The organism is Streptomyces sp. NPDC030799 (assembly GCF_055572255.1).
This window is the reverse complement of record NZ_JBVIDS010000016.1, coordinates 22,208-30,567: the sequence shown is the minus strand read 5'-3', so window position 1 is coordinate 30,567 and position 8,360 is coordinate 22,208. Positions and strand designations below refer to the sequence as shown.

The window sequence follows — 8,360 nt, the reverse complement described above, 5'->3', positions numbered from 1 at the left end:
AAAAGTTGTTTGGGGGAAGGAGCCCGGGGTTGGGGGAAACCAGAACGCCCAGCGTGGAGAAAGAACATGTTCGGGGACGGGGGTGGTTTTGGGACTGCCCGGGGCCGTTCCGGACGCCGTACTTTCACGGGGTCTCGAACGACTGCCCCTGCGGCTTGGAGTTCCGCCGACTGTGTGCGGCGTGCCGGGGCTTGGACACCTTGGACGAGACCTGTCCCACGATCTCCCAGAAACACACCAGTGCGGTGATCGGCGGAATTCCGAAGATGATCAGTGAAAGCGGTGAATGTGATGAATGACTGACGCACAGGGCGACGGCCATGGCGGAGGCACCCAGCAGCACACCCCAGGATCTGCGCGCACTCCGACTCTGCACGGTGGCCCGCAGAATGGACAGGGCCGCAACGAGCCACGGCCCGTACACCGTCAGCGGCCACCACTGGGCCAGTCTCATCGGCAGTACGGAAGAAGCGGTGGCGCGGAGCTGGGTATAAGAATAAGAAAACGACCAGCCCAACATGCAGATTGCGCACACCGAGATCGTCGCGATCAAGAGGGTGACGTGAGCGCTGCGACTGTTCTCGGGCGAGCGGGACTCCGTGCGGATCCGCCGCCGGTTCCGTCTGTGGCTGGACCGTTCGTGCGGCGGGCTCGGCTCGGGACTCGCGCCGGACGCGGCGGACAGCATCTGGGCCAGCTCTTCGACCGGATCCCACTCTATCTCGATCGTGCTGAACTCGGTGTCGCTGAAGATGTCTTCGTCCTGAATCCTGTCCATCAGGTAAGTCCTATAGCCCCACCATCGCCTGCAGATACTCGGTTTCCAGCTGGGTGATTCTCCTCAGGAACTCATCGAGTAGATCCGAACATCCGTCAAAGCGTCCCTCCCCTTCGTCGTGTTCCGCCTGAAGTGTGAGCGCCGAGCGAAGATTCCCGGCTGCGAGCCTCTCAGTCAGTGTCACGACCGCCTAACGAGCTCCTTGGGTCGCGGGGGTGTGCGGCATTCGGGTGTTTCCGTGGTCCGAACGCAGTATCCGGCGGGTCCGATGACAGCAATTGGCGAAAATGCGAGTAACTGGGAAATTGCATTCCGTGAATATAGAGGGATCAGATCCGGCCACGGACGGCCTGGTCGTCACGGCCGGCCGGCTGGGCCCTCCGTGCGTCCGTCAGGGTGAAACAGCCCGTGGCGCGCGGGCCGGAGTGGGAAGCGAACGGCAGGGGTGCGGTAAGGCGCGGGCGCGCGGCCCGCCGCAAGGCCTGTCCGAAAGTGATCGTCGGGCGGCTGCAGGCGGGCCGCGGGTGCCGGGCCGTTCACCCGGTGGGGCGGGGACCCGTCACGCGCGGTAGGCCCGCAGGAACGCCGCCACTCCGCCCCTGATCAGACGGTCCGTCTCCGCCGGTGGGAGGGGGCGGACGCCGTAGTTGGTGAGCTGGACGATCGTATGCGTGGTCAGGGCCGTGAAGTGCGCGGCGGTCATGGCCGCGTCGCCGTGCAGGTCGAGCAGGCCGGCGTCCGCGAGCTGCGCCATCGCCTCGGCGACGGCCCGGCCGACCGGTCCCGGTCCCGCCTCGTACCAGGCCTTGAGGACCTCCGGTGGTACATGGTCGGCCTCGGCGTGGATGTGGCGGACGAGGGCGAAGTGGTTCGGGTAGTCGGCCATGAGGCCGACGAACGCGCGGGCCAGGGCGACCAGATCGCGTTCCAGGTCCTCGGCGCGCGGCGGCCGTTCCGGGTCCAGTACGGCGTGCAGGCGGGCCAGTTGGGCGTCGCGGACCTCGTTGGACGTCCAGGTCACCACGGTCTGGAAGAGCTGTGCCTTGCCGCCGGGGAAGTGGTTGTAGAGCGTGCGCGTGGAGACGCCGGCCTCGGCGGCCAGCGCGTCGACCGAGGCGCGTGCATAGCCCTCGCGGCCGAAGAGCGTGCACGACGCGCTCGCGATGGCCATCTGCTTCTCCAGCTTGCGCGGTGAGACCTCGCGTCGCGCCTGCGCCGTCCGGGACTCGTTCGTTTCGCCCACACCTGCCTCCTCGTGACCAGCCACCCTACCCGAATTACAACGAGCGTTGTGCTTTTTACAACGACCGTTGTACTTTGATGCGGGAGGCCGCACCGGGCGGTCGCCCCACCGGAGAAGGGGGACACCTGTGTCTGTCACCAGCGAGGAAGCCGTGTCCGAGGGCACCGAAGCACCGCTGCGCGTCGCCGTCGTCGTGGGCAGCGTCCGGGAGGGCCGGCAGGGCCGGGCCGTCACCGACTGGTTCCTCGGCACCGCCGCCGGGGACGAGGGCCTGCACTTCGACGTCATCGACCTCGCCGAGGTCGATCTGCCGCTGGTGCTGCCCGGCTGGGGCGGCACGCCGAGCCCCGAGGCCGCCGCCGCGCTGCGGGAGGTCTCGCCGCGGCTCGCCGCCGCCGACGCGTTCGTCGTCGTCACGCCCGAGTACAACCACAGCTTCCCGGCGTCCCTGAAGAACTTCATCGACTGGCACCACACCCAGTGGCATGCCAAGCCGGTGGGCTTCGTCTCGTACGGCGGGCTCGGCGGCGGGCTGCGCGCGGTCGAGCAACTCCGGCTGGTCTTCGCCGAACTGCACGCGACGACCGTGCGCGACTCGGTCAGCCTGCACGGTCCCTGGTCCGGCCTCGGTGAGGACGGCACCCCGCGGGACGCGGCCGTGTGCGCCGGTGCCGCGAAGGGCATGCTCGGCCAACTCACCTGGTGGGGCCGGGCGTTGCGGGCCGCGCGGGCCGAGCGCCCGTACGCGGGCTGAGGGCGGGGGGAAGAGAGGTGGGGCAGATGCGTACGACCGCACCCGCCGCGACACCGGTCCACCCGGCCCGGAACCCGGCCGCGGCTTTGAACCGCATCCTGGCCGTCACCGTCATCGGCACCGTGATGGCGGTGCTCGACATGACGATCGTCAACGTCGCGATGCGCCGGCTCTCGCAGTCCTTCGGCGCCTCGCTGGAGACCATCCAGTGGACCGCCACCGCGTACACGCTCGCGCTGGCCGCCGTCATCCCGTCGGCCGCCTGGGCCATGGCCCGGATCGGCGCCAAGCGCACCTATCTGACCGCGCTGACCCTCTTCACGTTCGGTTCGCTGCTCGCCGCGTGCGCCTGGGACGCGGGCAGCCTCATCGCCTTCCGGGCGGTGCAGGGGCTCGGCGGCGGACTGCTGCAGCCGGTCGGCATGGCCATGGTGATGGGCGCGGCCGACCGCAGCCGGCTCGGCCGCGCGATGGCCGTGGGCGGGCTGCCCGTCCTGGTCGGTCCGGTCGCCGGGCCGGTGCTCGGCGGCTGGCTGGTCGACACGGCCTCCTGGCACTGGATCTTCCTGGTCAACCTGCCCGTGGGCGCCCTGGCCCTGGCCCTCGCCCTACGACTGCTGCCGCCGGACGCGCCGGCGCCCGGGCCCGGGCGGGCCGCCGCCCGCCTCGACCTCCCCGGCTTGCTGATGCTCTCGCCGGGCCTCGCCCTGCTCCTGTACGGCCTGGCCCGGGGCGGTGAGCGCGGCGACTTCACCGCGCCCGGCGCCCTCGTGCCGACGCTCGCCGGCGCGGCCCTCGCGGCGGCCTTCGTACGACGGGCGCTCACCGCCTCCTCGCCGCTGCTGGACCTGCGGCTGTTGCGTGACCGCACCTTCGCCGCCGGCGCCGGCACGCTGGCCCTGTTCACCTGCGGCTACTTCGGCTCGATGCTGCTCGGCCCGCTGTACTGGCAGCAGGAGCGGGGCCTGAGCGCCACGGCGACCGGGCTGCTGGGCGTGCCGGTCGGTCTCGTGGTCGGTACGACGATGCAGATCGCGGCGCGGCGGATCGACAAGGTGGCGCCGCGCCGGCTGATCCCGGCCGGCATCGCGGTCGCCGCCCTCGGCATGGCCCTGCTGGCCTGGCAGTCCGGGACACCCGGGGTCGAGTCCTGGCGGATGGTCGCGTCGTCGATGGTGATGGGCATCGGTGCCGGCACGGTGCTGATGCCGGCGATGACCACCGCGAGCCGGGAACTGCCCGGGGAGCGGCTGCCCGCGGCGAGCACCGCCCTGAGCATCAACTCCCAGCTGGGCGCCTCCGTCGGCACGGCCGTGCTGTCGGTGGTGCTGGGATCGGCGGGCCTGCACCCGTCCGGCTTCCGCACCGCGTACACCGTCGCGGCGGCCCTGCTGGCCCTGGCGGCCCTGCCGGCCCTTGCGCTTCCGGGCCGCAGGCGCGTGCGGTGAGGGGCGGATCCGTTCCGCCGATCCCCCCGGCCCACCCCGGCTCCAGCCCGCCCTTCAGCCCGCCGTCAGCTCCGTCAGTTCGGCCAGGGGCAGGGTGTGGCGGGTCTGGAGGACCTTCGCGCGCAGGTAGCGGACATTGTGGTCCGTGGTGAAGACACCGGTCGGTACCCGGTCCCGTACGACGACGCCCAGTGCGCGCAACTGCTCGGCCTTGTCGGGATTGTTGGACAGCAGGTCCAGCTCGTCGATGCCGAGGGCGGTGAGCATCTGCGCGGCGGCGGTGTAGTCGCGGGCGTCCTCCGGCAGGCCGAGCGCGGCGTTCGCCTCGTAGGTGTCGAGGCCCTGGTCCTGGAGGGCGTAGGCGTCGAGCTTGTTGTAGAGGCCGATGCCGCGGCCCTCCTGGCGGAGGTAGAGCAGGACGCCACCGGTGGCGGCGATGCGCTCGACCGCCTCGCGCAGCTGGGGTCCGCAGTCGCAGCGGGCCGAGCCGAAGACGTCGCCGGTCAGGCACTCGGAGTGCAGGCGCACCAGCGGGACCGGGCCGGGGTCGCCGAGGACGACGGCGACATGCTCCTGGCCGTCGGTCAGGCCGTGGAAGGTGACGAGTTCGGCGTCGACGCTGTAGCCGTCGTGGAAGCGCAGCGGTACCCGGACGCGGGCGCGCGGCGTGGCGGCGGTGGTGTCGGGCATGCGGATCCCTCCGGGAGGTTGCTTCAGATTTGAAGCAGCGGTTCGCAGGGACCCTATCTCATGCTTAAAACTTAAAGCAATTAGTTTTCGGGTGCGGGACGGGAATCCGGGGACGCGGGCGGGTTCGACGAGGAACAGGACGACCGGCGCCGCCAGGGCACGTCCTCCGCCCCCGGCTCGGTGTCGTCGCCCTGCAGTCCGCGCGCGATCCCGGTGCAGATCTCCTCCAGCTGACCCACCTGTTCCGGCGTGAGCCGGTCGAACATGGTGGCGCGCACGGTCTCCACGTGCCCGGGCGCCGTACGCTCCAGCACGGCCAGTCCCTCGTCCGTCAGTACGGCGATGCTGCTGCGCTTGTCCCAGCGGCAGTCCTCGCGGCGCACCAGCCCGTCCCGCTCCAGCCGGGTCACCGCGTATGTCAGCCTGCTGCGGGTGATCTTCAGCGTCCCGGCGAGATCGGTCATGCGCAGCCGCCGGTCGGGCGCTTCCGAGAGGTTGGCCAGCACGGAGTAGAACAGATGCGGCATGCCGGCCGTCTGCTGCAGGTTCCGGTCGATCGCGTCGTCCAGGAGCCGGGCGGCGGCCAGGTAGGCGCGCCAGGCGCGCTGCTCCTCGGGAGTGAGCCAGCGGGTCGTCATGCACCCAGTGTAGGTTTGTTTCAAACTTGAACCAAGAGCGACTTCGCAGGGAGAGCGCGCCGATGTCGTACCCCTATGTGCTGCTGTCCGCCGCCGTCTCCCTCGACGGTTACCTGGACGACACCGGCCCCGACCGGCTCCTGCTGTCCAGTCCGGCCGACTTCGACCGGGTCGACGCGGTCCGGGCCTCCGTCGACGCGATCCTGGTCGGCGCCGGCACGATCCGCGCCGACAACCCCCGGCTGCTGGTCAACTCCGCCGAGCGCCGCGCGGCCCGGGTGGCCGGGGGCAGGCCGGAGTACCCGCTGAAGGTGACCGTCACCGCCACCGGCGACCTCGATCCCGACGCCCACTTCTGGCACACCGGCGGGGACAAACTCGTCTACACGACCGACAAGGGCGCCGAACGGGCCGCACGCCTCCTCGGCGCCGCCGCCGGCATCGTCCCGCTCGGCCCCGACCTCGACTGGCACGCCCTGCTGGGTCATCTGCACGACGTGCGCGGCGTACGGCGCCTGATGGTCGAGGGCGGCGGCACGGTCCACACCCAGCTGCTCCAGCTGGGCCTCGCCGACGAGCTCCAGCTGGTCCTCGCGCCGCTGTTCGTCGGCGATCCGGCCGCCCCCCGCCTGTTCGGCCCGGGCGCCTACCAGCCCGGCCGGCTGCGCCTCACCGAGACCCGCCGCATCGAGGACGTGGTCCTCATGCGCTACGAGCCCACGGCCCCCGGCACCGGCCCGGCCCCCGTCGCCGCCGACCGGCACTGGCTGCGCACCGCCTGCGAGCTGGCCGCGCTGTGCCCGCCGTCGGAGACGGCGTTCAGCGTCGGCGCGGTCGTGGTCGCCGCCGACGGGACGGAGCTGGCCCGGGGCCATTCACGCGAGGGCGACGACCCCGTGGTCCACGCGGAGGAGGCGGCGCTGGCGAAGATCGACCCGGCGGATGCCCGGTTGGCCGGCGCAACGGTCTACAGCAGCCTGGAGCCCTGTGCCCGGCGGGCCTCGCGGCCCGCGCCCTGCGCCGAGCTGATTCTGCGGGCCGGGGTGCGCAGGGTGGTCACCGCGTGGCGTGAGCCGGACACGTTCGTCTCGGCGGCCGACGGCACGGGGGTCCTGGTCACGGCCGGTGCGCAGGTGGCCGTGGTGCCGGAGCTGGAGGCACTCGCCAAGGCGCCGAACAGGCATCTGCTGGGAGGCTGAAAACACCCGGGGCCGGAATCCACTGGATTCCGGCCCCGGGCCTTCAGTAGCGGGGACAGGATTTGAACCTGCGACCTCTGGGTTATGAGCCCAGCGAGCTACCGAGCTGCTCCACCCCGCGTCGTTGTGACTCCAGAGTACCCCATGCGCAGGGCGGCACGCACACCGGTATTCACGGCCCCCTCCCGCCAGGTCACCCACGGTGACTGGGCGACCGCCGTGCGCAGAACATCTGAGACACCATCAAAAACGCCGAGACTCCTGAACGCCGGACAACTCGCCCGCTTTGCGGCGCTCCTGACCGGTAAGTCCCCGCTCGAAATCGTTAATGATCAAGTCGAACGGCTTGGAAAGTAACCGGCAGGTCTATTAACGTTCGATAACGCAGCGCGGTCGTCCCAGCCGTCACAAGAGACGGCTCCGTGCGCACGCGCCGAATCCCGCGAGGGAACCGGGGAACCACCACCTTGGGGTGAATCGTGCGAATGCCGCAGTTGGTATACGCGCGTAGGAGACCTTCCTGCTCCGAACCCGTCAGCTAACCCGGTAGGCGGAGGAAGGAAAGGAGTGCGCCCGAGTGGCGTCCAACCGGCCTGCCCCAGAAGCCCCGTTCATGCCCGCGCCGGCCGAGCCCGAGACCTTCGGCTACGGCACCTACCGCGCCGAAGAGGGCCCCTGGGAGGAGTGGAACCCCACCGAGGACTCCGTCGCCCCGGTCCGCGGCCGGCACCGCGTCACCAAGCAGCGCGGCGGCTTCGCGCGCAGCTCCACCGTCCTCGGCGTCGGCGTGCTGGCCGCGGTCGGCGCGGGGGGCATGGCCAGCGCCAACACCGGCAAGCCGCCGGTCTCCATATCCCTGCCGGACCTGGACTCCGTCGGCCACCTCTTCGGCGACGACTCCTCCGACGCACCCCGGACGAACTCCACCGCGCTCAGCACCATGGGCGTGACCTCGGCCGACAGCAAGGACTCCGACGCGGGCGAGGCACTGCGCAACCGGATCATGGCCCAGGCCGAGCAGCAGCAGAGCAAGGCCGACAGCAAGGCCACCGCCGCCGCGCTCGCCGCCGCCGAGAAGCAGACCGCCGACGCCGCGGCCAAGGCGGAGCAGGAGGCCGCCGCCAAGGCCGCCGCCGCCAAGGAGAAGGCGGAGGCCGACGCCAAGAAGGCGGCCGAGGCCAAGCGCCTGGCCGAGCTGGCCAAGCAGTACCAGCTGCCCGTCGTCTCGTACACGATCACCGGCACCTTCGGCCAGCCCGGCGCCATGTGGTCCTCCGGCTACCACACCGGGCTCGACTTCGCCGCCCCCACCGGCACCCTCATCAAGGCCATCCACAGCGGCACGATCACCCAGGCCGGCTGGGCCGGTGCCTACGGCTACCGCACGGTCCTCACCCTGGACGACGGCACCGAGCTGTGGTTCTGCCACCAGTCCTCGATCAACGTCCGGGTCGGCCAGAAGGTCTCGACCGGTGAGGTCATCGGCCGCATCGGCGCCACCGGCAATGTCACCGGCCCGCACCTCCACCTGGAGGTCCACCCGAACGGCCAGGCCGCCGGCATCGACCCGGCGCCGTGGCTGCGGGACAAGGGGCTCACCCCCTGATCTC

Annotated in this window: 8 protein-coding genes, 1 tRNA gene and 1 riboswitch; of the genes, 4 read left to right on the top strand and 5 right to left on the bottom strand. The window is 71.1% G+C overall.

Annotated features, from left to right (window positions below; all coding sequences use genetic code 11):
- Window positions 1-124 precede the first annotated feature (124 nt).
- Together ACZ41I_RS33635 and ACZ41I_RS33630 are read right to left on the bottom strand one after the other, a co-directional pair.
- Window positions 125-778 (bottom strand): DUF2637 domain-containing protein, encoded by a 654-nt coding sequence (locus tag ACZ41I_RS33635; protein WP_399767180.1) that lies wholly within the window; start codon window positions 776-778, stop codon window positions 125-127.
- 559 nt (window positions 779-1,337) lie between these two features.
- Window positions 1,338-2,021, bottom strand: a complete 684-nt coding sequence (locus ACZ41I_RS33630) for a TetR/AcrR family transcriptional regulator (protein WP_399767182.1) — start codon at window positions 2,019-2,021, stop codon at window positions 1,338-1,340.
- Window positions 2,022-2,148: 127 nt separating this feature from the next.
- Here ACZ41I_RS33630 and ACZ41I_RS33625 point away from each other — a divergent pair, with 127 nt between their 5' ends.
- On the top strand, window positions 2,149-2,775 hold the full coding sequence (locus ACZ41I_RS33625) for an NADPH-dependent FMN reductase (protein ID WP_363215659.1): 627 nt from the start codon (window positions 2,149-2,151) through the stop codon (window positions 2,773-2,775).
- A 26-nt stretch (window positions 2,776-2,801) separates the two neighbouring features.
- Entirely contained in the window at window positions 2,802-4,223 is a 1,422-nt protein-coding gene (locus ACZ41I_RS33620; protein WP_468515825.1) for a DHA2 family efflux MFS transporter permease subunit, read from the top strand.
- Window positions 4,224-4,277: 54 nt separating this feature from the next.
- On the opposite strand, the gene ACZ41I_RS33615 is transcribed toward ACZ41I_RS33620, so the two are convergent.
- Together ACZ41I_RS33615 and ACZ41I_RS33610 are read right to left on the bottom strand one after the other, a co-directional pair.
- The gene (locus ACZ41I_RS33615) at window positions 4,278-4,913 is read right to left on the bottom strand and encodes a GTP cyclohydrolase II (RefSeq protein WP_399767189.1); all 636 of its coding nucleotides are present in this window, start codon (window positions 4,911-4,913) and stop codon (window positions 4,278-4,280) included.
- Window positions 4,914-4,993: 80 nt separating this feature from the next.
- Entirely contained in the window at window positions 4,994-5,551 is a 558-nt protein-coding gene (locus ACZ41I_RS33610) for a MarR family winged helix-turn-helix transcriptional regulator (protein WP_468515824.1), read from the bottom strand.
- A gap of 62 nt (window positions 5,552-5,613) precedes the next feature.
- Between ACZ41I_RS33610 and ACZ41I_RS33605 the strand changes: the two genes are divergently transcribed.
- Complete coding sequence (locus ACZ41I_RS33605) at window positions 5,614-6,750, top strand: dihydrofolate reductase family protein (RefSeq protein ID WP_363215663.1); 1,137 nt, start codon at window positions 5,614-5,616, stop codon at window positions 6,748-6,750.
- 47 nt (window positions 6,751-6,797) lie between these two features.
- Here ACZ41I_RS33605 and ACZ41I_RS33600 read toward each other — a convergent pair.
- Window positions 6,798-6,871, bottom strand: a tRNA-Met gene (locus ACZ41I_RS33600).
- Window positions 6,872-7,171: 300 nt separating this feature from the next.
- A riboswitch (cyclic di-AMP (ydaO/yuaA leader) is annotated at window positions 7,172-7,318 on the top strand.
- A gap of 9 nt (window positions 7,319-7,327) precedes the next feature.
- Here ACZ41I_RS33600 and ACZ41I_RS33595 point away from each other — a divergent pair.
- Complete coding sequence (locus tag ACZ41I_RS33595) at window positions 7,328-8,356, top strand: M23 family metallopeptidase (RefSeq protein ID WP_363215664.1); 1,029 nt, start codon at window positions 7,328-7,330, stop codon at window positions 8,354-8,356.
- The last annotated feature ends 4 nt before the right edge of the window (window positions 8,357-8,360 follow it).

Bases quoted from the DNA above. Each gene is read 5' to 3' on its own strand.
- ACZ41I_RS33610 (WP_468515824.1), bottom strand. From the start codon at position 5,551: ATGACGACCCGCTGGCTCACTCCCGAGGAGCAGCGCGCCTGGCGCGCC.
- ACZ41I_RS33635 (WP_399767180.1), bottom strand. From the start codon at position 778: ATGGACAGGATTCAGGACGAAGACATCTTCAGCGACACCGAGTTCAGC.
- ACZ41I_RS33620 (WP_468515825.1), top strand. From the start codon at position 2,802: ATGCGTACGACCGCACCCGCCGCGACACCGGTCCACCCGGCCCGGAAC.
- ACZ41I_RS33605 (WP_363215663.1), top strand. From the start codon at position 5,614: ATGTCGTACCCCTATGTGCTGCTGTCCGCCGCCGTCTCCCTCGACGGT.
- ACZ41I_RS33615 (WP_399767189.1), bottom strand. From the start codon at position 4,913: ATGCCCGACACCACCGCCGCCACGCCGCGCGCCCGCGTCCGGGTACCG.